The sequence below is a fragment of the Microbispora sp. CA-135349 genome, assembly GCF_050947365.1.
Taxonomy (GTDB): Bacteria; Actinomycetota; Actinomycetes; order Streptosporangiales; family Streptosporangiaceae; genus Microbispora.
Window position 1 is genome coordinate 4943053 of record NZ_CP192001.1, and the last position, 26216, is coordinate 4969268.

21 protein-coding genes are annotated in these 26216 nt (G+C 71.6%); 15 read left to right on the forward strand and 6 right to left on the reverse strand.

All coding sequences use genetic code 11. The features are described 5' to 3' along the window. Positions 1-93 precede the first annotated feature (93 nt). From ACQPZZ_RS22925 to ACQPZZ_RS22940, 4 genes are all read left to right on the forward strand, one after another. Positions 94-1491 (forward strand): sensor histidine kinase, encoded by a 1398-nt coding sequence (locus ACQPZZ_RS22925; RefSeq protein WP_432921709.1) that lies wholly within the window; start codon positions 94-96, stop codon positions 1489-1491. A gap of 110 nt (positions 1492-1601) precedes the next feature. Beyond that, the gene (locus tag ACQPZZ_RS22930) at positions 1602-3680 is read left to right on the forward strand and encodes an N-acetylneuraminate synthase family protein (RefSeq protein WP_432921712.1); all 2079 of its coding nucleotides are present in this window, start codon (positions 1602-1604) and stop codon (positions 3678-3680) included. Next, a complete protein-coding gene (locus ACQPZZ_RS22935; RefSeq protein ID WP_432921715.1) occupies positions 3677-4627 on the forward strand; it encodes a glycosyltransferase family 2 protein in 951 nt (316 codons plus the stop codon). Before ACQPZZ_RS22930 ends, ACQPZZ_RS22935 begins: the two co-directional genes overlap by 4 nt. After that, positions 4620-5888 carry a polysialyltransferase family glycosyltransferase gene (locus tag ACQPZZ_RS22940; RefSeq protein ID WP_432921718.1) on the forward strand — a complete coding sequence of 423 codons (1269 nt, stop codon included), beginning with the start codon at positions 4620-4622 and terminating at the stop codon, positions 5886-5888. Before ACQPZZ_RS22935 ends, ACQPZZ_RS22940 begins: the two co-directional genes overlap by 8 nt. Before the next feature lie 73 nt (positions 5889-5961). Here the strand turns inward: ACQPZZ_RS22940 and ACQPZZ_RS22945 are convergent, their stop codons facing one another. Continuing rightward, positions 5962-6219: a hypothetical protein gene (locus ACQPZZ_RS22945; protein ID WP_432921721.1), complete on the reverse strand. Its 258-nt coding sequence runs from the start codon at positions 6217-6219 to the stop codon at positions 5962-5964. 242 nt (positions 6220-6461) lie between these two features. On the opposite strand from ACQPZZ_RS22945, the gene ACQPZZ_RS22950 reads away from it, so the two are divergent. Next, complete coding sequence (locus tag ACQPZZ_RS22950) at positions 6462-7490, forward strand: helix-turn-helix domain-containing protein (protein WP_432921723.1); 1029 nt, start codon at positions 6462-6464, stop codon at positions 7488-7490. A 16-nt stretch (positions 7491-7506) separates the two neighbouring features. Here ACQPZZ_RS22950 and ACQPZZ_RS22955 read toward each other — a convergent pair whose 3' ends face one another. Both ACQPZZ_RS22955 and ACQPZZ_RS22960 read right to left on the reverse strand, forming a co-directional pair. Next, positions 7507-9018 carry a class I adenylate-forming enzyme family protein gene (locus ACQPZZ_RS22955; protein ID WP_432921726.1) on the reverse strand — a complete coding sequence of 504 codons (1512 nt, stop codon included), beginning with the start codon at positions 9016-9018 and terminating at the stop codon, positions 7507-7509. Continuing rightward, positions 9002-10555 carry an NAD(P)-binding domain-containing protein gene (locus ACQPZZ_RS22960; RefSeq protein WP_432921729.1) on the reverse strand — a complete coding sequence of 518 codons (1554 nt, stop codon included), beginning with the start codon at positions 10553-10555 and terminating at the stop codon, positions 9002-9004. Before ACQPZZ_RS22960 ends, ACQPZZ_RS22955 begins: the two co-directional genes overlap by 17 nt. Positions 10556-10617: 62 nt before the next feature. On the opposite strand from ACQPZZ_RS22960, the gene ACQPZZ_RS22965 reads away from it, so the two are divergent. Continuing rightward, a complete protein-coding gene (locus ACQPZZ_RS22965; RefSeq protein ID WP_432921732.1) occupies positions 10618-12108 on the forward strand; it encodes an aromatic amino acid ammonia-lyase in 1491 nt (496 codons plus the stop codon). 150 nt (positions 12109-12258) lie between these two features. On the opposite strand, the gene ACQPZZ_RS22970 is transcribed toward ACQPZZ_RS22965, so the two are convergent. Beyond that, entirely contained in the window at positions 12259-13512 is a 1254-nt protein-coding gene (locus ACQPZZ_RS22970; protein ID WP_432921735.1) for a DUF6716 putative glycosyltransferase, read from the reverse strand. Next, positions 13509-14549 carry a hypothetical protein gene (locus ACQPZZ_RS22975; RefSeq protein WP_363645164.1) on the reverse strand — a complete coding sequence of 347 codons (1041 nt, stop codon included), beginning with the start codon at positions 14547-14549 and terminating at the stop codon, positions 13509-13511. The genes ACQPZZ_RS22970 and ACQPZZ_RS22975 overlap by 4 nt, the downstream gene beginning before the upstream one ends. Positions 14550-14648: 99 nt before the next feature. Between ACQPZZ_RS22975 and ACQPZZ_RS22980 the strand changes: the two genes are divergently transcribed. The 9 genes from ACQPZZ_RS22980 to ACQPZZ_RS23020 all read left to right on the forward strand — a co-directional run bounded on the left by ACQPZZ_RS22980 (position 14649) and on the right by ACQPZZ_RS23020 (position 25492). Continuing rightward, a complete protein-coding gene (locus ACQPZZ_RS22980) occupies positions 14649-15467 on the forward strand; it encodes an aldo/keto reductase (RefSeq protein ID WP_432921739.1) in 819 nt (272 codons plus the stop codon). A 120-nt stretch (positions 15468-15587) separates the two neighbouring features. After that, on the forward strand, positions 15588-17087 hold the full coding sequence (locus ACQPZZ_RS22985; protein ID WP_432921742.1) for a sulfatase family protein: 1500 nt from the start codon (positions 15588-15590) through the stop codon (positions 17085-17087). 347 nt (positions 17088-17434) lie between these two features. Next, entirely contained in the window at positions 17435-18781 is a 1347-nt protein-coding gene (locus ACQPZZ_RS22990) for an ABC transporter substrate-binding protein (RefSeq protein WP_432921745.1), read from the forward strand. An 84-nt stretch (positions 18782-18865) separates the two neighbouring features. Then, a complete protein-coding gene (locus tag ACQPZZ_RS22995; protein ID WP_432921747.1) occupies positions 18866-19819 on the forward strand; it encodes a carbohydrate ABC transporter permease in 954 nt (317 codons plus the stop codon). Next, positions 19816-20709 (forward strand): carbohydrate ABC transporter permease, encoded by an 894-nt coding sequence (locus ACQPZZ_RS23000; protein ID WP_432921749.1) that lies wholly within the window; start codon positions 19816-19818, stop codon positions 20707-20709. Before ACQPZZ_RS22995 ends, ACQPZZ_RS23000 begins: the two co-directional genes overlap by 4 nt. A 41-nt stretch (positions 20710-20750) precedes the next feature. Beyond that, positions 20751-22142, forward strand: coding sequence for a GH1 family beta-glucosidase (locus tag ACQPZZ_RS23005; RefSeq protein ID WP_363645298.1), 1392 nt, complete (start codon positions 20751-20753; stop codon positions 22140-22142). A 28-nt stretch (positions 22143-22170) separates the two neighbouring features. Next, positions 22171-23190, forward strand: coding sequence for a LacI family DNA-binding transcriptional regulator (locus ACQPZZ_RS23010; RefSeq protein WP_432921753.1), 1020 nt, complete (start codon positions 22171-22173; stop codon positions 23188-23190). Positions 23191-23315: 125 nt separating this feature from the next. Further along, complete coding sequence (locus ACQPZZ_RS23015) at positions 23316-25172, forward strand: BTAD domain-containing putative transcriptional regulator (RefSeq protein WP_432921756.1); 1857 nt, start codon at positions 23316-23318, stop codon at positions 25170-25172. 140 nt (positions 25173-25312) lie between these two features. Beyond that, positions 25313-25492 carry a hypothetical protein gene (locus ACQPZZ_RS23020; protein WP_432921759.1) on the forward strand — a complete coding sequence of 60 codons (180 nt, stop codon included), beginning with the start codon at positions 25313-25315 and terminating at the stop codon, positions 25490-25492. A gap of 223 nt (positions 25493-25715) precedes the next feature. Here ACQPZZ_RS23020 and ACQPZZ_RS23025 read toward each other — a convergent pair whose 3' ends face one another. After that, a complete protein-coding gene (locus ACQPZZ_RS23025; protein WP_363645182.1) occupies positions 25716-26174 on the reverse strand; it encodes a S26 family signal peptidase in 459 nt (152 codons plus the stop codon). Between the last annotated feature and the right edge of the window lie 42 nt (positions 26175-26216).

Sequence of the window (26216 nt, forward strand, 5' to 3'; positions counted from 1 at the left end):
AACTGCGGAGAATTAGGAGACTTTGAGCAACTTTGGTGGGATCTTTTCGGTGTCGCGAGTTTTCTTAAAGATGACCATCAGTAGCCTCGGGTAATGCTCCTCCCCAGGCGCTCCCCGTCACTGCGAGCCCGGCTGGCACTTCTCGCCGCCGGGACCGCGGCGATCCTGCTGATCCCGCTCGCGGTCGTGGTGCACGTGCTCGTCCGCGACGCGGTCGCGGACCGCATCTGGGACCGGAGCCTGGACACCGCCACCCACGTCGCGGGGCAGATCCGCGACGGGCGCCTGAGCGACCCCATCCCGGTCGGCGACGACGGCATCGACCTGATCGAGGTGACGGGGCCGGACGGCCGCATCGTCGCCGAGAGCGCCGCCGCCAAGAACCTGCCGCGCCTGAGCCCGTTACGCACGGCCCCCGGCCGTGAGATCACCCAGACGACGGCCTGCTCGCCCACCGGGCACGACTGCCTCTACGTGACCGTGCTGCGGGTGTCCCCGGGCTCCGGCTCGAGTCTCGTCTACGCGGGCCGGGCGGCCCCGCCGATCCTCGACACCCCCTTGACACTGCCGGCGCTGCTTCTCGCGGCCCTGCTGCTCTCCGCGCTGGCGGGCTGGACGGCCTGGAAGGTGACCGGCCGCGCGCTGCGGCCTGTGGAGGCGATCCGGTCGGAGCTCGCCGGGATCAGCGAGAGGAACTCGGGCGGCCGGGTGCCCGAACCGCCCGGCGACCACGAGTTCTCCCGGCTGGCTCAGGCGGCCAACGACGCGCTGTCCCGGCTGGACATGTCGATCCAGCGGCAGCGGCAGTTCGCCGCCGACGCCTCGCACGAACTGCTCACTCCCATCACCGGGATCCGCGCCCAGCTGGAGAGCGCGCGGCTGCATCCCGAGGACACCGACGAGGCGGTCGGCGCCGCGCTGCGCGACACCGAACGCCTGGAGGCGATCGTCGCCGACCTGCTCCTGCTCGCCCGGATCCCCACGGTCCCGGAGACCGCCAGGGAGGAGGTCGACCTGTCCCACCTGGTCGTCACCGAGGTCGAGCGGCGGGCGGAACGGCTGCCGACCCACCTTCACAACACCCCGGGGGTGACGGTCAAGGGGATGCGCCGCCACCTCGCCCGGGTCGTGGCGAACCTGCTCGACAACGCCGAACGGCACGCGCTGACGCTGGTGTGCGTGCGGGTCGAGCGCGCCGGGGACGAGGCCGTCCTGTACGTACGCAACGACGGCCGGCCGATCCCCGAGACCGACCGCGAGCGGATCTTCGAGCGCTTCTACCGCACCGACGCCGCGCGCAGCCGCGACCGCGGCGGCACGGGCCTCGGCCTGGCCATCGCCCGCGAGGTCGTCGAGGCCCACGGCGGCTCCATCAGGGTCGAGGACGTCACGGACGGCGAGCCCGGCGTGCGGTTCGTGATCACGCTGCCGCTGGCTGCGGCCAACCCCGCCGACGGCGGCGACACGCAGAATTCAGAGCCGCGCCCCTGATCGTTCAGCCGAGTAACCCCGAACGAAAGGACCTGCTGGCTAGTTTTCGGGACACCCCCGGCCCCCTTGGGTCACGCGGGTTCCCGATGTCGCAGGTAGAGGAGTCACTCGTGCGAGTGCTGGCCGTCGTCCCCGCCCGTGGAGGCTCGGTGGGCGTCCCACTGAAGAACCTGGAGAAGGTGGGCGGCATCCCTCTCGTCGCCCGCGCGGTGGACGCCTGTCTGCGCGCCGAACTCGTGGACCAGGTGGTCGTCAGCACCGACCATGACGGGATCGCCGCGGTGGCCGAGGCCGCGGGCGCCCGGGTCGTGCGCCGGCCCGCCGATCTCAGCGGCTCGACCGCCTCCAGCGAGTCCGCCGTGCTGCACGCGTTGTCGGAGCTGTCCGGACGTGCCGGCGAGGAGCCGGAGATCGTCGTGCTCGTCCAGTGCACCAGCGCGTTCCTCGACCCCCGCGACCTCGACGCCGCCGTCGCGAAGGTGCTGGACGGCGCGGCCGACTCGGTCTTCTCCGGCACCGAGACCTACGAGTTCGTCTGGACCGGCGCCGGCCACGGGGTGAACCACGACCCGGCCGTGCGCCCGCGCCGCCAGGACCGCGAGCCCCACTTCCGCGAGACCGGCGCGTTCTACGTCATGCGGGCGGAGGGCCTGCGCGAGCGCGGCCACCGCTTCTTCGGCAAGGTGGCCGTGCAGCCGGTGCCCGCCCGGCACGCGGTCGAGATCGACACCCCCGAGGACCTGGAGATCGCCCGGGCGCTCGCGCCGTTCGTGGACGAGCCGCTGCCGATCGACGTCGACGCCGTCGTCACCGACTTCGACGGCGTGCACACCGACGACCGCGCGTTCGTCGCCTCCGACGGCCGGGAGATGGTCGCGGTCAGCCGCTCCGACGGGATGGGGATCGCGCTGCTGCGCCGGGCCGGCGTGAAGGTGCTCGTGCTGTCCACCGAGCGCGACCCGGTCGTCGCCGCCCGCGCCGCCAAGCTGGGCGTGCCGGTGGTGCAGGGCCTCGGCGCCAAGGACGTCGCGCTGCGCGAGTGGCTGGCCGCCGAGGGCCTGTCGCCCGAGCGGGTGGCGTACGTCGGCAACGACGTCAACGACCTGTCCTGCATGGCGATCGTCGGCTGGCCGGTCGCGGTGCCCGACGCCCACCCCCGGGTGCGCGCCGCCGCTCGCGTCGTGCTGTCGGCCCCCGGGGGCGCCGGAGCCGTGCGCGAGCTGTCCGACCGGGTGCTCGCGGCCCGCCCGGCCGCCGCGCTGGAGACCGTCCCGGTCCCCGCGCCCGTGGCGTACGGCCGTGCCGTCTCCGGCACGCCGCGGCCGGTGCGGATCGGCCGGTCGCTGGTCGGCCCCGGGCAGCCCGTCTACGTGATCGGCGAGATCGGCATCAACCACAACGGCGACGTCGACATCGCCCGCAAGCTGATCGACGTGGCCGCCGACGCCGGCTGCCAGGCCGTCAAGTTCCAGAAGCGCACGCCGGAGATCTGCGTGCCGCCGGAGCAGCGCGACCAGATCCGGCAGACGCCGTGGGGCGAGATGACCTACATGGAGTACAAGCTCCGGACCGAGTTCGGCGCGGACGAGTACGCCCACATCGCCAAATACTGCGATGAGCGCGGCATCGACTGGTTCGCCTCGCCCTGGGACGTTCCGTCGGTGGAGTTCCTCGAGGACATGGACGTCGTCGCGCACAAGGTGGCCTCGGCCTCGGTGACCGACCACGAACTGCTGCGCGCGCTGGCCGCCACCCGTAAGCCGGTCATCCTGTCCACCGGCATGTCGACGATCGAGGAGATCGACGCGGCCGTGGAGATCCTCGGCACCGAGCGCCTGGTGATGATGCACGCCACCTCCACCTACCCGCTGCCGCCGGAGGAGGCCAACCTCCGCATGATCACCACCCTCCGGCAGCGGTACGGCGTGCCGGTCGGCTACTCGGGGCACGAGCGCGGGCTGCAGATCTCGCTGGCGGCCGTGACGCTGGGCGCGGTGACCGTCGAGCGGCACATCACCCTCGACCGCGCGATGTGGGGCTCCGACCACGCCGCCTCGCTGGAGCCCACCGGCCTGGAGCACCTGATCCGCGACATCCGCATCATCGAGACCGCCCTCGGCGACGGCGTCAAGCGCGTCTACCCGGGCGAGGTGGCCCCCCGGGCCCGCCTGCGCCGCGTCACGGCATGATCACTCTGTCCGTCGTCGTGCCGGTCCGGGACGGCGCGGCCTACCTCGGCGACGCGCTGACGTCGCTGGCGCGCAACCGGACGCCCGAGTTCGACACCGAGGTGATCGTCGTGGACGACGGGTCGGCCGACGCGACGCCGGAGGTGATCGAGGACTTCCGGCGCGACCTGCCGGGGCTCACGGTCGTCCGCAACCCGGCGCCGGCCGGGCTGGCCGGCGCCCGCAACGCCGGGCTGAAGCTGGCCGCCGGCCGCTACGTCACCTTCCTCGACGCCGACGACTGGCTCGCGCCCGGCTACCTGTCCCGCCTCGTCGCCGCCGCCGACGGGCTCGGGTGCGACTTCGTCCGGGTCGACCACGTCCAGGTCGAGGGGCGCAGGCGGGAGACGCACCGGGCGCCGCAGCCGCGCCGCGGCGTCGTGCTCGACCCGCGCGACGGCATCCTGCCGGCCGATCGCACGACCATGGTCGACTACCCCTACGCCTGGGCCGGGATCTACCGGCGCGAGCTGGGCGACCTGCTCACCTTCCCCGCCGGGCTGCACACCGCCGAGGACCGCCCGTGGATCTGGCGGCTGCACCGCCTGGCCCGGTCGTACGCCGTGGTCTCCCTCGCGGGCGTGTACTACCGGCGGGGGGTCACGGCCTCGCTCACGCGGATCGGCGACGAGCGCCAGCTCCACTTCTTCGACGCCTACGACATCGTGCTCGACGAGGCCGAGCCGTTCTTCCTGCCCAAGGCGGCCCGCAACCTGTGCGCGCTGCTCGCCCACCACGTGGAGCTCGCCGGCCGGTTCACCCCGGCCGTACGCGCCCGGTTCGACGAGCGGGCGCGTAAGGCACTCGCCCGGCTGCCGCGCGAGACGCTGACCGAGGCGATCGGCGGGCTGGAGCCCGAGCGGGCCACCCTGCTGGGTCCCTATCTGCCGGGAGGGCCGCGTGCCTGACTCCACGCTGTTCTACGCCTCCACCCTGTTCGGCGCGATGACGATCGCGGCGGCGATCGACGAGGGACGGTTCCGCGACCGCGGCCGGGTCCTCCTCGTGTCGAACAACGCGGCGATCCCGGAGGTCACCCCGGCGCTGGACGAGGCGCCGGGGTTCGCCGCGCTGCGCGACAGGTTCGACCGCGTCCTGTCCTGGAACGAGGTCATCGCGCCGCTGCACCCCTCGGACTGGAAACCCCGTTCGATCGAGACGCCCATGCTCGGCCGCCTGCTGCGCGACCTGGTCGGCGAGCCGGACGAACTGGTGCTGGAGTCGGTCGCGGTGTCCCCGTCGCGTACGCTCGCGGGCCTGATCAGGGACTGCCCGATCACCGTCTACTCCGACGGCCTCATGAGCTACGGGCCGACCCGCGACCCGCTCCCCCAGGAGATCGCCGGGCGGATCACCCGGCTGCTCCACCTCGATCTCGTCCCCGGCCTCGCGCCTCTGCTCCTGGCCGAGCACGGCGTGCCGGCCGAGGCCCTGACGGACGCGTCGTTCGCACGCGTGGCAGGCCGGGTGGCGGAGGCGGCCGAGGCGGCGCCGCGCGCCGGCGCGGTGATCCTCGGCCAGTACCTGTCCGCGCTCGGCCTGCTCACGGCCGAGGAGGAGGCCGGGCTGCACGCGCGCATGCTGCGCGGCCTGGCGGCGCGCGGCCACCGGAGCGTGCTGTTCAAGCCGCACCCCGCCGCCGGGCGGCGGCACGCCCGCGAGCTGCGGCCGGTCGCCGCGGAGCTGGGCGTCGAGCTCCTCGTGGCCGCCGAGACGACGCCCGCCGAGGCGTGCTTCGCCGCGCACCGCCCCGAACTGGTCGCCGGGTGCTTCTCCACCGCGCTGGTGACCGCGCGCCGACTGTTCGGCCTGCCGGTCGCGACCACCGGCTGCGACCTCGTGCTCGAACGGCTCACGCCGTACGAGAACAGCAACCGGATCCCGGCGACGATCGCGGACGCCGCGCTGCCCCGGCTGCAGGCCGACGGCACGATCGTCGAGCCGCCCGCCGCCGACCTGCCCGCTCTGGTCGCGGCCGTGGGCTACTGCATGCAAAGCGAAGCCCACCCCGGGCTGCGTGAGGCCGCGACGGCCTACGTGCGCGCCCACGGACCGGCGCGCTACTTCAAGAAGCGCAGGCTGGAGTCGCTGGGCCTGGTCGACCGGCCGCGCCCGGCCGCGCCTGCTCCCGGCCCGGCCTCCCGCCTGCGCCGCCTGCTGTCCCGCTGAGCCCTCGCCTCCCAGCGGGACATGCTTGTGGTGATTTCTCGGGCTGTGCGCCATGCTGGGGCTTCCGCGGCGATCAGCAGCACAGGGCGACCGTGGTCGCAACCTCCGCCGCCGAGGCCGGGGGTGGTGACGCCGTCCGGCCACACCGCGGAGTGCGGGCGCCGCGGCCGGTGACGAGAGGTTCGGGGATGACGAGCAGGCATGGGAGCGGCCGGGCTCCGGCGTCGGCGCCGGTCAGCATGGGACACTGCGCCCGCGGCTGCTGCCGTGCTTCGTCGAACAGAACCGCCGGCGCTCGATGCGGGAGGGCGATCTCGCGCGGTGTTGCCATGGGGCTTCCTCCGAGGCGTGCTGAGGGTCGTTGCGGCGCAGAATGGGCTCCCTGCAGTCAGGGTGCCGGGAGCCGTCGCGGATGTCTTGACTTCCTCTGCACGATTGCTGGCAATTCGTGCACGCCGCCGATGCGATCTCACCGGCGTGGCTCTCGCTCCGGCGCACTCACGACAACGGTGACCGGGAAGCACTTCACGGCGGAACGCGCTTCCCCGTACGACCACTCGCCGAGGAAACATCATGAAAATTCTGGAGTGGGACACCAGGAACCTGGCCGTTCGAGATCGATTTCCCTACTGGTACGACACGATGTCGCAGGCACACGTGCACGCGTGGCTGGCCACCGACCATCCCGCCCGTTTCCACGCGTCGGCGCGGGTGTTCGATCTCGGCACGGTGCAGCTTTCGATGATGAGCCACCACACGCTGCGGGTGAATCGGACCGCCAAGCTCATCAGGCAGTCGGATCCCGAGGTCTTCCAGCTGCACCTCCTCCTCGGCGGCGCCGGCGGCCTGAGGCAGGCCGGGCGCGACGCGACCTTCCGCGCCGGACAGTTCCTCACCATCGACTCCTCCCGGCCGTACCAGGGATGGCGAGGACCGGACGGCGATCCGGCCGAGGCCCTGGTCGTCCAGTTCCCCCGGGACGCCCTCGGCCTGCGGTCCGAGGTCGTCGGGCGGCTCGCCGCGACGCCGTTTCCCGTCCGGCAGGGCATCACCGGCGTACTGGCCGGACACCTCCGGCACCTGGCGGACAACGCCGAGAGCCTCACCCCTCACAGCGCGCAGGCGGTGGCCGCCGTCACCCTCGACCTGATCGCCGCCGCCTGCGCCGACCGGGTCGAGGCCACCGCCCTGCTGTCACCCGAATCGCGGCGTCAGGCCCTGCTGTCGCTGATCCACGACTTCATCCGGCAGCGGCTCGGCGACCCTGACCTCACCCCTGAGACGATCGCCGCGGCGCACCAGATCTCCGTCCGGCACCTGTACACGCTCTTCCGGGAACAGGGCCTCACCGTGGCCGCCTGGATCCGCCGATGCCGGCTGGAACGGTGCCACCGCGATCTCGCCGACCCCCGGCAGCGCTCCCTTCCCGTCCAGGCCGTCGCCGCCCGCTGGGGCTTCACCGACGCCTCGACCTTCAGCCGCGCCTTCCGCGCCGCCTACGGCATCTCACCACGCGAGCACCGGCATACGGCGGCGGCCGGGCGATCGGCGGGCTCGGGGCCGTCGGGGAGCGAGCGGCCGGCTCGACCACTCCTTCACTGACATACCAGGCGCCCGCTCATCCCTCCGAGTCACCGGACGGCCGTCGAGGAGCGCCGTTCCCGGCTCGGGGGACCGCGGTCGTCAGAAGGCGCTTGTCCGGTTTGCCGTTCGGCGTCAGCGGCACCTCGTCGAGGACGGTGACGGTCGCCGGAACGCATGCCTCGCCGAGCCGCTCACCGACCAGCGCCCGCAGCGAGCCGAGGTCGGGGTTCCGGTCCGCCACCGGTACCACGAACGCGTGCACCGCCTCGCCGGTGTCCTCGTCCGGGGTGCCGACCACGTACGCCTCCGCGATGTCGGGGGAGGTAGCCAGGACCCGCTCGATCGGGCCTGTGTAGTAGAGGTTGGCGTTGACGATGACGACGTCCCGTGTCCGCCCCGCCAGGTGCAGTCGTCCGTCCTCGTCGAAGTGGCCCAGGTCGCGGGTGCGCACCCACCCGTCGACGAACACCTCGGCGGTCTCCGCCGGCTCGGCCCAGTACCCGATGGCCTGAGCCGGCGTGCGGACGTACAGCTCGCCGTCGACGCCGGGCGGGACGGGCCGGCCGGCCGCGTCCCGGACTTCGACGTCGACGACGTCGGGCGGGAATCCGACCGACGGGGGGACGTCCTGCGGCGTGGCCATGGAGATCGTGCCGGTCTCGGTCTGCCCGTAGCCATGGAACACGACCGGGCCGAGCACGTCGAGTGCCTCGCGGAGCCGGGACGCCTCCAGCGGCGACCCGGACACCATGAGCGCCCGGAGGCTGCTCAGGTCGGCCGGGGCGGTGCGCTGGGCGGCGACGAGTTTGTACAGGCGGGGCACGGTGATGACGCTGGCGGTCGCCCGATACCTGGTGATCGCTTCGGGGAGCGCGGGCGGGTCGGCGACGACCATGGTCCCGCCCGCGGCGAGCGTGATTATGCCGTACTCCATCATCACCTGGCTGCTCAGCGACCCGAACACGAGGTAGCGCCGCAGCCGGGAGGCCAGTTCGCGGATCGCCGGCGGCCACGCCTCCGGGCGGGCCGTCCACGCCGCGTTCATGGCGGCGTAGGTCTGCGCGCAGGCCTTGGGTGTGCCGGTGCTGCCGCTGGTGTAGACGAGCCGGGCGACGTCCTCCGGCCGGCCGGACAGGCGCAGCGGACCGTCCTCGCCGGGCGCGGCCAGCAGCTCGGAGACGGTCAGCGTGCGCCGCGCGTGTTCCGGACCGGTGGCCGCGTCGGTCACGACCGCGGTGATGTCCTGGTGGAGCACGTGGCGCAACTGGCCGTCGGGCAGTCCGGGCCGCACACCGACGGCCCGGGCTCCCACGACGTAGGCGGCGATGGTCGCGGCGAACGCCTCCGGGGTGACGCCGAGCATCATGGCGAGGCCGTCCCCGGGTCCGACGGCCGCGGCGCGCAGCCCGGCCGCGATCCGCCGGACGAGGCCCAGCATCTGCGCGCCGGTGACGGCACGGGCGCCGTGCTCGAAGACGGGCCGGTCCCCGGCCGCCTCCAGGAGGTCCAGAACGGCACGCGGGTACGGCTCAGCCGGCGTCGGCAAGGCACTCCTTGACGAACACGGCCAGTGGCTGCTGGTGCACCTCCGGCAGGTTCCACTGGTTCTCCAGGTTCTCCGCGAGGTGGTGGACGCCGGCCGGCGCGCCGTCCCGGTAGTGCCGCACCACCGGGTGCAGGTAGCTCGCGTCGTGGGCGTTGACGGCGTCGTTCTCGACGACCCTCGGGATCGAGATGTCGAACGGGTCGACGGCGTCGTGGCCCTGGCCGTACTCCAGGGTGACGACGAAGGTGTGCCGGGCGCCGCCGAGGCCGCCGTCGGCCACGTACGCCACCGGGACCTCCTCCTGGTACAGCGCGGTGCCTCCGGTCACGGTGACGACGTCGCCGAGCACGCCGAACTGCTGCCACAGCGCCGACGAGCGGCCGACCCGGGCGATGATCGCGTCACTGATCGCGTCCGGGGTGGGCTCGACCCGCTCGGCCGGCCAGGTCCCGCCGTGGTACCGGGTGGTCAGGATCCGGTAGAGCGCGCGCACCCCGTACCGGAAACCGTGGATGAACCCGCTGGTGCCCTGCTTGAAGTCGCGTTGCTGGGTGAGCGTGCCGGCGAAGTACAGATCAGGCACGTTGACGGACTCGTACGCCGGCGTCTGCTCGGGGAAACGGTCGTCGATGACCAGCGCGGGCCGGCAACCGTCGTCGAACACCGAGGCGTCGAACCGGAAACCGGTGCACACGACCACCCGGTCGTAGAACAGCTCGCGCAGCGCCTCCACGGTGCGGGCGTAGCGGAACATCACCCGGTAGCCGCCGTCGGCGCGGCGTTCGATGCTCTCCACCGTGCCGTCGAGGATCGTGTTCTGGGACTTCAGCTGGTAGCTGTCGAGGAAGTTGTTGTTCACCGCGCGCAGGTGCCCGACGTAGTGCGACTGCCAGGCCATCCTGACCGAGTGCGGCCCGGCGACGTGGATGACCGCGGCCTGGGCCATGAGCGCGTCGGCGGTCTCGAACCCCGAGTTGCCCTTGCCGATCACCAGGACCCGCTGGTCGGCGAAGGACGCCGGATCGGTTTCGAACGTGTCGTAGCGTTCGGCGTGCTCGACGCCCGGGATCGGCGGGACGTGCAGTTGGGAGACCCCGGTGGCCACGACCAGCCGCCGCCCCCGCCAGATGCGCCCGCTGCGATCGGTGGCGGTGAAGCCGTCGTCGTTCCGGCCGATCCGGAAGACGTCGACGTCGTAGCGCACCTTGACGCCGGTCGCCGCCGCGTAGTCGGACAGGTAACGCACGAAATCGTCGGCCTGCGGGAAGTACTCCTCGCTGTAGCGGGTGAACAGCAGGTCGGGATCGTCGCTCAGCAACGAGTTCCAGTCCATCCGCAGCCGCAGCTCCGGGTCGTCGTACCCCGTGTGCACCTTGTTGATGGAGATCAGCCGGCGGTGCCGCGGGAACCGGGTGAAGAAGGTGCCCGGGCCGGCTCCGCGCTCCAGGACGACATAGTCGTGACCGGCGTGTTCGAGCTCCGCGGCGAGCTGCAGCCCGGCCGGTCCGGCCCCGATGATCAGGTAGTCATGCGCCATGAGCCGAAAGCTACGGACGGATTCTCATAGGATTCTGAGAATCCGCCGCCTACAGTCCGGACATGCCCGCCGTCGAAGACACCATCGACCTCAGCGCTCCGCTGCGCTCAGCCGACCTGCACCGCGCCGCGGCGCCGGTGTCCGTCGTGGTCGACGCGTCCGTCCGTGACCGCGTCGAGCGCGGCCGTGGCTTCCTCCGCGACGTGCGGGAGGAGGAACGTCCGGTCTACGGCGCGACCACCGGATTCGGCGCCCTCGTCGGGTTCGCCGGCCGGGAGGAGGAAGCGGACCAGTGTGACAACACCCTGGCGCACCTCGGCGCCGGGCAGGGGCCGGATCTGGCCCATGACGTGAGCCGGGCCGCGATCCTCGTGCGTACGTGGTCGCTCGCCCAGGGTGCGTCCGGGGTTTCCGCACACGTGGTCGACGGGCTGGCCGCGATGTTCGCGACGACGTTCGTCCCGGCGATCCCGCGCTACGGTTCGGTCGGCGCGAGCGGGGACCTGATCCCGCTCGCCTATGCCGCCCAGGCACTGCGCGGCCGGGGACAGGCGTATCTCGACGGATCGCGGATGCCCGCGGCCGAGGCGCTGCGCCATGCCGGGCTGACCCCGTTGACGCTCGACGGCCGGGACGCCCTCGCGCTCGTCAACGGCACCTCCCTCACCACGGCCGCGACCGCCCTCGCCCTGGACAGCGTCCGGTCCTCGCACCGCGCCCTGCAGGCGCTCACCTGCCTGCTGGTCGATCTGCTCGGCTGCGACCCGGGCTTCCTCCACCCCCGCCTGCTCGGCGCCTACGGCCATCCCGGCGCGATCGACGTCGCCGACGGCATGCGCAAGACCCTCGCCGGGACCCTCCCGGCCGGCACGCGTCCGCTGCAGGAGCCGTACAGCATCCGCTGTTCCCCGCAACTGCTGGGCGCCACCGAGGACGCCCTGCGCTACGTCGACGGTGTCGTCGCGGCCGACCTGTCCAGCGTCAGCGACAACCCGCTGTTCTTCCCCGACGACGACCTGGTCGTGCACGGCGGCAACTTCTTCGGGCAGCCGGCCGCCTTCGCCGCCGATGTCCTGGCGATGGTCACCGCTCAGCTCGGCAACCTCGCCGAGCGGCAGCTCGACCTCCTCGTCGACCCGGCCCGCAACGGCGGCCTGCCCCCCATGCTCGCCGCCGGACCCGGCCGCCAGCACGGGATGCAGGGGGTGCAGCTCGCCACGACCGCGTTCGTCGCCGAGATCCGCCGCGCCGCCGTGCCGGCCGGCATGCAGAGCCTGCCGACCAACCTGCACAACCAGGACGTGGTGCCGTTCGGCACCCAGGCCGCCCTGCGTGCTTACGACATGGCCGAACTGCTGCGGCTGCTCTGCGGGTCGCTGGCGGTGGGGTTGCGGCAGGCGGCGCACGTCGGCGCCCGCCGCCCCACGGCCTCGGGCTGCGCGGCGCTCCTCGACACCCTGGCCGAGGCGATCCCCGCGGTCGATCCCGACCGCCCGCTGGACGCCGATGTCCGTAACGCCGCCGAGCTGCTCACCGCGACACCCCCTCTGTGAGGGACAGCCCGCGCCATGGTCGTTCCGCTGGTTTCGTCACTCCCCAGGCGGCTCGCAGGCATTCCATGACGATCGGCCCGCGCCGCGCTCGTGGGGGCGCGCCCCGGTGCCGGATGCGGCCCCGGACGTGGCCACCGCGTGCGCCCTCGTCTAGAAAGCCTTGAGGTAGCCGCGCATCCGCCGCTTGGCGCGGTAGCCGTACCGCAGGACCCTGGGCGGCACCTCCAGGCGCAACCGGGCTCGGCGGCGGGCGGCCGCGTGCTCGGGGCCGTCGAGGAGCGAGCGCGCGGGCTCCAGCGTCCCCGCGCGGGCCGCGGCGACCAGCTCGGCGACCCGGCCGGTCCAGTCGCCGGCCGAGCGGTCGTGGAAGTAGTTGTCCCGGCACCACTCCTCCGCCGGGAACCGGAAGTCCGCCTCGGCGAGGTCGCCGAGCGTGCCCAGGCAGCCGCTGCCCTCGAACACCAGGTTGATCATCTCCGCGCCGACCCCGAAGTCGGACAGCACGAGCAGCGGCACGTTCGCGGCGATCGCCTCCAGCGCGGCGGTCGAGCTGACGGTGACGAAGCCGGCGGCGCGGCTCAGGTGCTCGTGCATCGGACCGGCGGCGAAGCGCACGGCGCCGGGAGGCACCCGGCCCTCGGCCTCCATCGCGGTCCACAGCCGCTCGTAGTGGTGGCGTTCGTTGTGCGTCTGCCGCTCGTCGTCGCGGGCGCGCAGCTTGACCACCACGTCCAGGCCGGGCCTGGCCCGCGCCAGCTCGGCGAGCGCGAGCAGGATCCGCTCCCGTTCCTCGCGCCGCCTGGGCACCTTGGCCTGGGTGGCGAACACGACGCGGTCGCGTACGCCTCCGGCGTCGTCTCCGCCCGCTTCGCGGTGCAGGAGGTCCAGGTAGGGCAGACGGGCCAGCGCCACCGCGCCTCCCCCGCCGAGCCGCGCGCCGATCTCGGAGAACTCGGCGACCTCCCGGGCGCTGTGCACGACGAACAGGTCACAGCCGCTGCGGAACAGCCAGGCCTTCTCCGTCGCGGGCACCGAGATGCCGGGCAGCCCCGACACCAGCACCGGCCGGGGCCCCCGCCCCGGCAACGGCCCGGACAACGGCCCGGCCGGTGTCGCCGCCAGCGCGTCCACCACCGGTCCGGTGCAGGCGAGCAGCACGACGTCGGGCCGGAACCGTTCGGCGGCCCGACGCAGCTGCCGGGCCGGCAGCACGGGCGGCAGCTCCCGCCCGGCTCGGCCCGCGCGGGTGCCGCTCACCGCGGCGGCGATCTGCGCCGCCGAGGGAGCGATGGGAGTGCGGACGACGGCCAGGTCGGTGACCCAGTCCTCCGGGGTCGCGTCGAGCAGGCCCGCGGCCCACTTGAGATAGGAGTCGGAGTCGGCCACGGCGAGCAGACGGGTCAAGGAGCACCCTTTCCGGGATCGTGCGGGTGGAGCTGATCGGGCTGATGGGGTTGGTGCGCGAACAGCTGGAGGTGGGAGCGCAGCGACGGGGCGGCCGAGGCCGTCCACCAGTCCTCCGGCACGTCCACCGTCTCCACCGGCACGCCCCGGCCCGACAGCAGGACGCGCAGCGAGGTCACCGCGGTGGACGGCAGGCTCAGCACCCGCTGGTCCGGCCGCAGGTCACGCAGCGTCATCTCGGCGGGCGCCCCGGCGTCGTACACGGTCAGCCCGGCGACCCTGCGCACCCGGTCGAGGTCGCGGGGGTCCTCACGGCGGTGGGGGAAGTACGCGACGGGCTCGCCGATCCGCTCGAGCCAGCGCAGGTAGCGGTCGCGGTGGATGAGCCCGTTGCGCACGAGCGAGGTGCCGAGCACGACCGTGCGCTCCGGCGGCGGCCGGTCGGCGGGCTGGGCGCGCAGCCAGGCGAAGTCGTGCCGCACGAGCCGCACACCCGCGTCCTCCACCGCCTCCGCGAGGCCGGCGGGCACCGGGAGCGCAGTGAACACCGTGGGCCCGCGGGTGCGCAGGCGGAACCCCGCGACCGCGCCGAGCACCTTGCGGCCGAGGCCCGGCGTCCCGCGGGCGCGCAGCAGCGGGCGCCGCGCGACCAGCAGCTCCAGCAGGCGGATCGTGGCCAGCCCGTCGTCCACCAGCACGGTGCGGCCGGGGACGGCCGTGACGAGGGCGAGCTGGACCCGCCCGGAGAAGGCGTCGCCGGCCACCCATGTCCGGCCCGGCCGGGGTGCCCGCTCGGACGGCTCGGCGAGCTCCAGCCCCTCGGGCGGCCCGAGCCGCCCGAGCTCGCGGCGGGTCAGCCGCAGCGCGGGCAGCCCGGCCCGCGGCACCACCCTGGTGGTGGGGCCGAGGAGCCCCGCGTGGTGCGCCTCGACGACGCACAGCAGCTGCAGGGGGGACTCCACCCACGCGACGGCCTGCCCCTGCTCGGCGGCGTGGCGCCGTCCCTCGTTCTCCACGCCCCGTAAAGAAACGTTCACGACGCGCTCACCGTAGCCGTCCGACACTACGGCGGCGGGAACACGCGGTGAACAGACCCCGAAGGGATCTTCGGGGGGCGTTGCGGCAGCATGGGAGGCATGAACGTCATTACGTTGAACAACAACGTCCGGATGCCGCAGCTCGGCTTCGGCGTGTGGCAGGTGGCCGACGACGAGGCCGAGAAGGCCGTGGCGACGGCCCTGGAGTACGGCTATCGCAGCATCGACACGGCGAAGCTGTACCACAACGAGGAAGGGGTCGGCCGCGCCCTGCGCGCCTCCGGCATCCCCCGCGAGGAGCTGTTCGTCACCACCAAGCTCTGGAACGACGAGCACGGCTACGACGAGGCGATGCGGGCCTTCGACGCCGGCATGCGGCGCCTCGGCCTGGAGACCCTCGACCTGTACCTGATCCACTGGCCGGCGCCCCGGCAGGGCAAGTACGTCGAGACGTGGAAGGCCCTGGAGATGCTGTACGTCGACAGGCGGGTGCGGGCGATCGGCGTGTCGAACTTCACGGTCGCAAATCTGGAGCGCCTGCTCGCCGAGACCGAGGTGATCCCCGCGCTGAACCAGATCGAGCTGCACCCGCAGCTCGCACAGCGGGAACTGCGCGGCTTCCACGCGCAGCGCGGCATCGCCACCGAGGCGTGGAGCCCGCTCGGGCAGGGCAAGGGGCTGCTCGACCTGCCCGTCCTAGCCGAAATCGGCAATAGATATGGCAAGACGGCCGCCCAGGTGGTGCTCCGCTGGCACATCCAGCTCGGCAACATCGTGATTCCGAAGTCGGTGACGCCGTCGCGCATCAAGGAGAACATCGAGGTCTTCGACTTCGAGCTGAGCCCCGAGGACATGGCCGCGATCAACGGCCTCGACGAGGGCCGCCGCCTCGGCCCGGACCCGGCGATCTTCGGCTGACCTGCCGGGGGTTCGCGCCCGGGGGAGTTTTCGCCGGAGCCCAGACATAAGGACACGGAGCGATCGCACGATTACGCGGCGTACGTTTCCCCTGGCGGAGGCGCGGCAATGATTGCTGCCGTGCCCCAACCACGACGATCGAGAAAGCTGTGGGCCGGGCTCGCGGCGGCGCTCCTGCTGTGCTTCGGACTCATCGGCGCCGCCCGCGTCGAGCCCGTGCCCGCGGCCCACCGGCCCAACATCGTGCTGATCCTCACCGACGACCTGGACGCGGCGGATCTGAGCCGGTTCCCCAACATCACCGACCTCCTGGTGCGCCAGGGCACCACGCTGTCCCGCTTCTTCGTCACCAATCCCTGGTGCTGCCCCTCCCGCTCGTCGATTCTCCGCTCGCAGTACATGCACAGCCACCAGGTGTGGAGCAACCGGTCGCCGACCGGCGGGTTTCCCAAGTTCCGGCCGCTGGAGGCGTCCACTCTCGGGACATGGATGCACGACGCGGGCTACCGCACCGCGCTCATGGGCAAGTACCTCAACAACTATCCCGAGGGGGCGCCGCGCACGTACGTGCCGCCCGGCTGGGACGAGTGGCAGGTCCCCGTCACCCGCCTGTACCAGGAGTACGGCTACGCGCTCAACGAGAACGGCGCGGTCCGGCGGTACGGCCACGCGCCCGAGGACTACCTGGAGGACGTGCTGAGCGCCAAGGCCGCGGCCTTCGTCACCGGTGCCGCCGAGGGGGACGCTCCGTTCTTCCTCTACCTCGCCCCGGTCGCTCCGCATCTGCCGGCGCACCACGCGCCGCGCCACGAGGCCGCCTTCGCCGGCGAGCGGGCGCCGCGGACCGCGTCGTTCGACCAGGCCGACCTGTCCGCCGAGCCCCGCTGGCTCAGCGAGCGCACACCGCTGTCGGCCGCCGACACCCGCCGGATCGACCGCGTCCACCGGGACCGGCTGCGCGCGATGCTGGGGGTGGACGACATGGTGGGCGCGCTGGTCGAGGCGCTGAGCCGGGCCGGCCGGCTGGACGACACCTACATCTTCTTCACCTCCGACAACGGCTTCCACCTTGGCCAGCACCGATTGCGGCCGGGCAAGACGACGCCGTTCGAGGAGGACATCCGGGTGCCGATGGTGGTGCGCGGGCCGGGCGTGCCCGCCGGGGGCGCGGTCGACGCGCTCGCGTCGACGGTCGACCTCGCGCCCACGTTCGCCGAGCTGGGCGGGGCCGCCGTGCCGCCCACGGCCGAAGGGCGCTCGCTCGTCCCGCTCCTGCGCGGGCACGACGTCCCCTGGCGCGACGCCGTACTCGCGGAGTTCTACCACCCCTCCTACTCGCCGCAGTCGCCGCCCACGTACGCCATGGTGCGGACCGGGCGGTACGCGTACGTGGAGTACGAGACCGGGGAACGGCAGCTCTACGACCTGCGGGACGACCCGGCGGAGCTGCACAACATCGTGGCGACGGCCGATCCGGGCCTGACCGCGGCGCTCTCGGCCCGGCTGGCGCTGCTGCGCGCCTGTTCCGGGCCGGCCTGCCGGGTCGCGGACGCCGCGGGCGCCGGTGCCTCGCTGGGCGGCGGAGTGTCCCTGGGGACGGCCACCGCGAGTGACGGATGAGGCGACGGAGCGCATCACGACACCCATAAGGACGGGCGCCCCCGCAGGTTGGGGGCGTCCGCTATTTATTTCTGCCCATATGGATATGGGAGCGCTCCCAAGAGTGCTATGTCCTACTATGTCCCATTGAACGGCTCTAACCACCTAGGGAGTAACAGTTAGGTTTCGGCATATTGACGCCCGCGTTGCTCATAGAGGACCCTTCGTGGGAGCGCTCCCAACGGTGCATACGTCCACGGTGCGGGAGCACAGAGCAGAACCTTCGATCGCGGGCCGTGAAGATCGGGGACCGGCCTGGGATGCACCTCCCACGAACGATTCGGGATACCACCTGAGAGGGGTCCGGAATGACTAGCAACTCGCGCCGCGGCAGGCTGCTCGCGGTCGCCGCGGTGGCCGCGCTGGCTCTCGGCGCCGCCGCCTGCAGCACGGACGACGACAAGACCAGCACCGCGGGCGGCGGGTCCACGCAGGCGGCAGGCCCCGTGACCGTCACCGTCCAGACGTTCGGCGGCGGCAAGAACTTCGGTTACAAAGAGGCGATCGCCAAGTGGAACGCCGAGCACACCGACATTAAGATCAAGGAAGACCACCTCACCGACCAGTTCGAGCAGGTCTACTGGCCGCAGATGATCCAGTGGCTGCAGTCCGGCGCGGGCGCCGGCGACGTCGTCGGCATCGACGAGGGCGGCATGGGCCTCGCCAAGGCGCACCCCGAGTGGTGGGCCGACCTGGGCGAGTTCGGCCTGCAGAACCGCAAGAACGACTTCGCCGCCTGGAAGTGGGAGAACGGCGTCACCGCCGACGGCAAGCTCTTCGGTCTCGGCACCGACATCGGCGGCATGAGCCTGTGCTACCGCAAGGACCTGTTCGAGAAGGCGGGCCTGCCGTCCGACCGCGAAGCGGTCGGCAAGCTCTGGCCGACCTGGGACGACTTCGTCAAGGTCGCCCACAAGTTCCAGGACAAGATCAAGGACACCAAGTTCGTCGACGGCACCAACACGCTCTACAACGTGGTGCTGGTGCAGGAGGCCGCCAAGAACGGCAACGTCTCCTACTTCGACAAGGACAACAACCTGATCGTCGACAAGAACCCGGCGGTCAAGACGGCGTACGACTTCGCCCAGAAGATCAGCCAGGAGGGCCTGACCGCCAAGCTGCGCAACTTCACGCCCGAGTGGAACACGGGCATGAAGAAGTCGCAGTTCGCCACCCTCGGCTGCCCGTCCTGGATGCTCGGCGCGGTCAGCGGTGACGACGGCGCCGGACCGGAGTTCAAGGGCAAGTGGGACGTCGCGGCGGTGCCGGGCGGCGGCGGCAACTGGGGCGGCTCGTGGCTCGCGGTGCCGAAGCAGTCGAAGCACCCGAAGGAGGCCGCGCAGGTCCTCGACTACCTGACCGGTAAGGACGCCGAGGTCAACGTCTTCAACTACGCCGGCAACATGCCGAGCAACGTCCAGGCCCAGCAGGACCCGGCCGTCCAGGGCGCGAAGAACGAGTACTTCAACGACGCTCCGGTCGGTGAGATCTTCGCCAAGTCCGCCTCGGCGCTTCAGCCGGTCTTCCTAGGCGTGAAGCACGCCCAGGTCAAGAACGCGATCGAGTCGGTCGTCTCCGCCATCGACGACGGCTCCGTGCCGTACGCGAACGGCTGGAAGAAGCTCGTCGACGACGCCGTGAAGGCCGCGGGCTGATCCTGCCCGCCAGGTGAGCACCGGCCCGCCGCAGCGGCACCCCGCCGGCGGGCCGGTCGCCTGCTTTCACCCGAAAGGTAACTTATGAGCCTGCACGTCGACGCGATGCCGCCCAGCCGGAGGCACGTCCGGTCGGGGTCGGGGCGATCCTTCCTGACCTGGCTGGACCTCAAGGCCGCACCGTACCTCCTGATCTCCCCGTACTACATCCTCTTCCTGATCTTCGGGCTCTTCCCGCTCGCCTTCACCCTTTACTACTCGTTCTTCGACTACGACCTCGCCGGCACGGTCGAATGGACGGGCCTCGGCAACTTCACCGCCCTGCTGTCCGACTCCGCCTTCTGGAGGGCGGTCGTCAACACCCTCGCGATGTTCGTCATCGCGACGGTCCCGCAGATGCTGCTGGCGCTGCTGCTGGCCAACGCGCTGAACAAGCGGATGAAGGGCCAGTTGTTCGTCCGGCTGGGCGTCCTGCTCCCCCTCGTCACCTCGGTCGTCGCGGTGGCGGTCGTCTTCACCCAGCTGTACGGCCGCGACTGGGGCATGGTCAACTGGGTGCTCGGCTGGTTCGGAGCCGACCCCATCGACTGGAAGGCCGAGCGCCTCCCCTCCTGGCTCGCCATCGCGACCATGGTCGACTGGCGCTGGACCGGCTACAACGCGATCATCTTCCTGGCCGGCATGCAGACGATCCCGAAGGACCTCTACGAGGCGGCCTCGATCGACGGCGCGTCCCGGCGGCGCCAGTTCTGGCAGATCACCGTTCCGATGCTCCGGCCGACGATGATCTTCGTCGTGCTGAACTCGACCATCGGCGGCCTCACGCTGTTCGCCGAGCCGACCACGTTCTACAACGGCAACGTCCACGGCGGCACGACCAGTCAGTTCCAGACCGTCTCGATGTTCATCTTCGAGCAGGGCTTCCGCGAGTTCGACTACGGCTACGCCTCCGCGGCCGCCTGGCTGCTGTTCCTGCTCATCCTCATCGGATCGGCCATCAACTTCCTGCTCATCCGCCGGATCGGGGGCAACAAGTGACCACGCTCTCCGCGCCCGCCCAGACGCGGCGGCGGCGCGCCAAGCGGCAGGGAGGGGCCGCAGGCATCTGGACCGCCACGCCGTTGACGAAGCTCGTGCTGGCCGTCACGATCATCATTTCGGCGTTCCCGCTCTACTACATGATCGTCATCGCCTCGCGCACCAACATCGAGGCGACCGACATGCCGCCGCCGTTCCTGCCGGGCGGCAACCTCGGCCAGAACATCCAGCGCGTGCTGACCAACCCCGACGCGCACTACCTGACCGGTCTCACCAACTCGCTGATCATCTCAGCCACGGTGACGTTCTCGGTGGTGATCATCTCGACGTTCGCCGGCTTCGCGTTCGCCCGGCTGAGCTTCAAGGGCGGCAAGATCCTGCTGCTGCTGGTCCTGCTGACGATGATGGTCCCGCTGCAGCAGATGGGCCAGGTCCCCCTCTACCGGCTCATGGTCAACCTCGAATGGGTCGGCTCGATCAAGGCCGTGATCCTGCCCTTCCTGCTCAACGGCTTCGGCGTCTTCCTCATGACGCAGTACACCGAGCAGGCCGTGCCCAACGAGCTGGTCGAGGCCGCCCGCGTCGACGGCGCCTCCACCCTGCGGATCTGGTGGAACGTCATCCTGCCCGCCGTACGGCCGGGCATGGGAGTGCTGGGCATCAACACGTTCATGCTGAACTGGAACGAGTTCATGTGGCCGCTGATCGTGCTGAACCCGGACAACCCGACGGTCCAGGTCGCGATCAACTCGCTCAACGCGAAGTACGGAACGGACTACGTGCTGATCTTCAGCGGCACGCTCATGTCGATTCTCCCGCTCATCGTCGTTTTCATCCTGTTCGGCCGACAGATCATCGGCGGACTCATGGAAGGTGCGGTCAAGGCGTGACGACGCAAGGCACACGACCCGAGGCAGAGACGGTCGGCCTGATGTTCCCCACCGGGTTCGTCTGGGGCGCCGCCACCTCCGCGTACCAGATCGAGGGCGCGCTCACCGCGGACGGGCGGGGCCGCTCCATCTGGGACACCTTCTGCGCGCAGGACGGCCGGATCGTGAACGGCGACAACGCCGAGATCGCGATCGACCACTTCAACCGGTATCGCGAGGACGTCAAGCTGATGGCCGATCTCGGCCTGACGGCGTACCGGTTCTCCGTCTCCTGGCCGCGGATCCAGCCCGACGGCTCGGGCGCGTACAACAGCAAGGGCCTCGACTTCTACAAGAGGCTCGTCGACGAGCTGCTCAGCTACGGGATCGACCCGTGGCTGACGCTCTACCACTGGGATCTCCCCCAGGCGCTGGAAGACGCCGGCGGGTGGCCGTCGCGCGACACGTCGAAGCGCTTCGCCGACTTCGCCGCGGCCGTGCACGCCGAGCTCGGCGACCGGGTCAGGCACTGGAGCACGGTCAACGAGCCCTGGTGCTCGGCGTTCCTCGGCTACGCCTCCGGCGAGCACGCCCCCGGGCGGCGTGAGCCGGCCGCCGCGCTGCGCGCCGCGCACCACCTGAACCTCGCGCACGGCCTGGCCGTCCAGGCGCTGCGGGCGCAGAACGCCGACTCGCAGATCGGCGGCTGCGTCAACGTGTATCCGGTCACGCCGGCCACGGGCAGCGAGGCCGACCAGGACGCGGCCCGCCGCATCGACGGGCTGCAGAATCGCTTCTTCCTGGACGCGCTGCTCAAGGGCGCCTACCCCGAGGACGTGCTGGCCGATCTCAGCCACCTGTCCGACATGGAGTTCATCCAGGACGGCGACCTGGCCACGATCGCGTCCCCGATCGACATGCTGCTGATCAACTACTACAGCCGCTTCACCGTGTCCGGCGCGCCCGGCGGCGCCGCCTCGGCGGCCGCCGCTCCGACGGACTCCGGGTCGCCGTGGATCGGCAGCGAGCACGTGGGCTTCGTCAACGGCGGCCGCCCGGTCACCTCCATGGGCTGGGAGGTCGACGACAGCGGCCTGTACGAGATGCTGCGGCGGATCGCCGACGAGTACCCGCGGATCCCGCTCTACATCTCCGAGAACGGCGCGGCCTACGACGACGTGCTCGGCGAGGACGGCACCGTGCACGACCCCGACCGGGTGGCCTACATCGACGCCCACCTGCGCATCTGCCACGAGGCCATCGAGTCGGGCATCCCGCTCCAGGGCTACTTCGCCTGGTCCCTGATGGACAACTTCGAGTGGGCCTGGGGGTACGGCAAGCGTTTCGGTCTCGTTCACGTCGATTACGAGACCCAGGCGAGGACCCTGAAATCGAGCGCTTTGTGGTATGCCGACACCATCAGACACGGCGGCTTGCTGGGTCGGGCACAATAAGCGCAGACGCGTTAAGGGGGCAGTGTAAATGAACGGGGACCGCCGTTCCGGAGGCCGGCCGACTCTGGAAGCGGTCGCCGCGCGCGCCGGAGTCGGCCGCGGCACCGTGTCGCGGGTCATCAACGGCTCGCCCAAGGTGAGCGACCGGGCCCGCGACGCGGTGTTACTGGCGATTCAGGAGCTCGGCTACGTGCCCAACCGGGCGGCGCGCACCCTCGTGACCAACCGGACCGACACCATCGCGCTGGTGGTGTCGGAGTCGGAGCAGCGCGTCTTCGACGAGCCGTACTTCGCCGGGCTCATCCGCGGCATCGGCTCCGCGCTGTCGGAGACCGGACTCCAGCTCATCCTCACGATGGCCCAGAACCGCGCCGAGCACGACCGGCTTGAGCACTATCTGACCGGGCAGCACGTCGACGGCGTGCTGCTGACCTCGGTGCACGGCGCCGACCCGCTGCCGGGGCGGCTGGAGGAGATGGGCGTGCCCACCGTGCTCGGTGGCCGCCCGGTCGGGCTCAACCCGTTCAGCTTCGTCGACATGGACAACCGGGCCGGCGCCCGGCAGGCGGTCAAGTACCTGCTCTCCAAGGGCAGAACGAAGATCGCCACCATCTCCGGTCCGCAGGACATGGGCGTGGGTGTCGACCGTCTGGCCGGCTACCGCGACGCGCTGCTCGCTACCGGCATGACCGAGCGCGTCGCGTACGGCGACTTCTCCGAGGAGAGCGGGGAGGCGGGCATGCGCGACCTGCTCGCCCGCCACCCCGATCTGGACGCCGTGTTCACGGCCTCCGACCCGATGGCGGTCGGCGCCCTGCGGGTGCTCAAGGAGCAGGGCCTTTCCGTGCCCGGCGACGTCGCGGTGATCGGTTTCGAGGACTCCAAGGTGGCGCTGCACACCGACCCGCAGCTGACGAGCGTGCACCAGCCGACCGAGGCCATGGGCCGGCAGATGGTCCAGCTTCTGATCGCCCGGATCAACGGCGAGCCGCTGGAGCAGCCGGTCGTCATCCTCGACACCCATCTGGTGATCCGCGCCTCCGCCTGACGCGACCGGCGGCGAACGAAGAGACCGCCGCGCACCCGAGGGTGCGCGGCGGTCGCACCATGACCACACCTGCTGCACGGCAGAACCTGTGCGACCTCGATTTCCTTCCGGTACACGGAGGTTTGATGAGTCTGCGGTTCAGCATTCTGGGCCCGGTCCAGGTACGACGAGATGGCAGGAAGATCCCGCTCGGCTCCCCCAAGCAGCGTGTGCTCCTGACCGTCCTGCTGCTGGAGGCCAACCGTACGGTGTCGCTGGAACGGCTGGTGGACGCGGTGTGGGATGCGGACCCGCCACGCTCGGCCGTCGCGAACCTGCGGACGTACGCGAACCGGCTGCGCGACGTCCTCGGCGCGCCGGAACGGCTGGTCGCCCGGCCACCCGGCTACCTGCTCGACGTCGGTCCCGGCGAGCTCGACCTCACCGAGTTCACCGAGGCCGTACGGCGGGGCCGGGAGGCGCTCTCCTGCGGTGACCCGGCAACGGCGCTCAGGCGCCTGTCCGCGGCGCTGTCCCTCTGGCGCGGCGCCCCCGCCGAGGACGTCCCGAGGTCGGCGGCGCTGGGACCGCGGCTGGACGCCCTCGAGGAGCAGCGGGCGCTGGCTCTGGAGACGCTGGCCGAGGCGCGGATCGCCCTGGGCGAGCACGCCGAGGTCATCGTCGAGCTCCGCGAGATTCTCGGCGGGCACGCCACCAGGGAACGACTGTGGGGCCACCTGATGCTCGCGTTGTACCGGACCGGTGACGCGGCGGCGGCCCTGGCCGCCTACGCCCAGGCGCGGGCGGTCCTCCGTGGGGAACTTGGCGTCGAGCCCGGCCCCGAGCTGGCGTCCCTCTATCAAGCGATCCTGCAGCGCGATCCCACGCTCGGTGAGCCCGCGCACCTCGCCGAGCCGTCCCCGGCGGCGCCCGCCGCGCCCCGGGCGGCCCGCACCGCCCGGCTCGTGCCGGCCCCGCCGACGGAGGCGCCGTCCCTGTCGGCGCTGCCCGTTCCGCCGCCCCGCTTCCTGGGGCGGGACGGGGAGCTGAAGGACCTCGTCGCGCGGATCACCGCGCCGGCGCCCCCGGGAACGTCGGTCGCCGTGCACGGCCCGGCGGGCACGGGCAAGTCGGCGCTCGCGATCCACGCCGCCCACCTGGCCGCCGACGCGTTTCCCGGCGGGACCCTCTACGTCGACCTGCGGTCCTGCGCCGGGCTCGGCGCGTTCGAGACCCTGACCCGCCTGCTGGCCGCCCTCGGGGTGCCGGCGTACGAGGATGTGCCGGCCAGCGAGAGCGAGGCCGTGCAGCGGTTCATCGCCGCGACGACGGGACGGCGGCTGCTGGTCCTGCTCGACAACGTCACCGAGGAGCGGCAGGTGCGGCCGCTGCTCGACGCCTCCCGTGAGTGCCGGGTCCTGATCACCAGCCGCAGGGTGCTGGCCGCACTCGACCACATCGAGCACGTACCGCTCGGTCCTCTGGAGCACTCGGCGGCGGCTGAGCTGCTGATCCGGCTTCGGGGGCGGAAGGGCTCCCGCGTCCAGTCCGAGCACGCGGGCTGGGTGGCCGAGTTGTGCGATCACCTTCCGCTGGCGCTGTACATCGCCGGTAAGAGGCTCGCCGTCCGGCAGGAGTGGTCGCCGGCGGCCTTCGCCACGATGCTCGCCGACGAGCGGCACCGCCTCGACCTTCTCACCTACGGCGACCTGTCGATTCGCGGCGCCCTCCGCCCGGACTACGAGGCCCTGCTCCGGGGGGAGGTCGCCTCGGACGGGAACGCCGTCGCGCTGTTGCACCGGCTGGGCACGGGGAAGATCACCGAATGTGACCGGGCCGCGGCCGCCTGGCTCCTCGGATGCGACCCGTACACGGCGTCGGCGGCGCTCGGCCGGCTCGCCGACATCCGCCTGATCGAACCGTCCGGTGAGGGTCTTTACCGGATCAACGGCCTCACCCGGCTGTTCGCACTGGAGATGGCGAGAACCTCGGCCGCGGGGTGAGCCGCGCTCCCCGCGATGTCGCCCCGGCGGCCGGCAATTCGATATGCGGGGAATACAAGGCCGCGTGTATCAGGCTGGTATGCCGATTGTTACGTTCGTCGCTATTTTATGAATACCAGATGTCAAACGAGGAGGTTGTGATGACGAATAGGATTCAGCGCCTGGCCGACCGGATGCTCGGCCGGTTCGTTCCGGAGACCAAGGCGAGCGCCATCAACTGCTCGTACGTGTACAGCGGCACCTGCCTGCGCCAGTACTGCTGCTGGGGCAGCGAGATCCCCGGCGGCACGTACTGCGGGTCCTGGCAGTACACCTGCTGACGTTCGGCAGGACACGGCGGGACGCCCGGATGACGGGCGTCCCGCCTTTCTCGTCTCTACGTTTTCCGGGCCTTTCCCCCCCACATTTTCCGCCCCGATCCTTTTGCGCCTGATCCTTTTGCGCCTGATCCTTTTCCGGCCGGATCACCTCACGGCCGCAGCGGCCATGGGGATTCGGCGGCAGTCCGCGGGAAATGGGCCCGGCGATCAGCGGGCGACGTTTTCACGCGATCTCGGAGGGCCCGGGCGGGAGACGGCGGGCCACGATGCCGGCGACCCGCCGCATCGGGAGGAACCCCCACTGGCGCGAGTCGGCGCTGTGCTCCAGGTTGTCGCCCAGCACGAGGATGTGCCCCGGCGGCACCGCCTCCTCCCCCAGCGTCCGGAACATCGGCGGGACCGGGTCTCCGGCCACGGCCGCCACCCGCTTGATCACCCGCTGGGGACCGCCGTCGACCACGAAGCCCTCGCCCGGGCCGATCCGGGCGATCACCACGATTTCGCCGCGGCTCACGGACTGGCCGCGTCTCGGTTGCCGGCGGACGAGCACCCGGTCTCCCGCCGACAGGGAGGGCTCCATGCTCCGCCCCTCGACCTCGACCACCAGGAAAATCCGCCGTATCAGGGCGATCGCGGCCCCGGCCCCCGCTGCGAGCAGGGCCACAGTCGTCAACGCGAACACGCCGCCCGCCCTCCCCGCGCCGAGGGCGCCGGCCGCCGGAGT